Below are 1,016 nucleotides of genomic sequence, written 5' to 3' on the forward strand. Positions count from 1 at the left end.
CTGTATTCGTCTGCGGGACACCGTCCTGACGGATGAGTCCGCCATGCCCGCCTCGCCCGGCTACCGGGAGCTGCTCGGCTCGGGGCACTATCTGGTCGCCCCCGTTATCGCGAAATCGCGGGTGGTCGCACTGCTTCACGTCGGTCGCCACAGCGACAGCGGCATTTCCGCCGGTGACATCGATGTGCTCGATGCGTTCGCCTCAGCCTATTCATTGCTTCATGAGAGGATGCTGAATACCGAACGGGTGCACCAACAGCGGACTTCGATCGCCCGCGCGGCTGCTCGGCTGACCGAGGAAGCAGACCGCATCGCCGCCGCAGCAATCAGCTTTGATGTCGAACACGACACGCGTGTCGAGCCCCCGACCATAGCGGCGGATTCCGCGTTGGCAGCGGCGCTGTCGGAGCGTGAACGCCAAGTGTTCGAGAGGCTGGTCCTGGGAGCCTCCAACGCCGAAATCGCCGACGAACTTGTCAGCACCGTCGAAACGGTCAAAACCCACGTGTAGAGATCCTTCGCAAGGTCGGCGCCATCAACCGGTCGGAGGCGATCGCCCTCTACATGGACGAGGCCAGAGCTGCGTCTCGGCGGCACCGCCGGTAACCATGAGCGACAATCCTTTTCACGCGTCGGCGTGGCGTCTCGTGGATGGATTCGCCGATCTGACCGATATCACGTATCATCGCCATCTCGCTGAGCCTACCGTGCGGGTGGCGTTCAACCGTCCCGAGGTGCGCAATGCGTTTCGCCCGCACACGGTCGACGAGTTGTATCGCGCGCTCGATCACGCCCGGATGTCGCCGGATGTCGGGGTGGTGCTGCTGACCGGCAACGGGCCGTCGCCGAAAGACGGTGGTTGGGCGTTCTGCTCCGGTGGCGACCAGCGCATCCGCGGGCGTACCGGTTACCAGTACGCCGCCGGCGATACCGCCGACACGGTGGATGTGGCGCGGGCGGGACGGCTGCACATCCTAGAAGTGCAGCGGTTGATCCGGTTCATGCCCAAGGTAGTG

The 1,016-nt window shown here is 64.4% G+C and carries 2 protein-coding genes; both read left to right on the plus strand.

The window, feature by feature from the left end:
- Positions 1-511: LuxR C-terminal-related transcriptional regulator (locus tag F6Q13_RS17845; RefSeq protein WP_293059403.1), on the plus strand; the 511-nt coding region annotated here is incomplete at its 5' end.
- 97 nt (positions 512-608) lie between these two features.
- A partial coding sequence (locus F6Q13_RS17850) for an enoyl-CoA hydratase-related protein (RefSeq protein WP_293059406.1) occupies positions 609-1,016 on the plus strand: 408 nt, incomplete at its 3' end.

The organism is Mycobacterium sp., assembly GCF_008709575.1.
In the GTDB taxonomy this organism is placed as follows: domain Bacteria; phylum Actinomycetota; class Actinomycetes; order Mycobacteriales; family Mycobacteriaceae; genus Mycobacterium.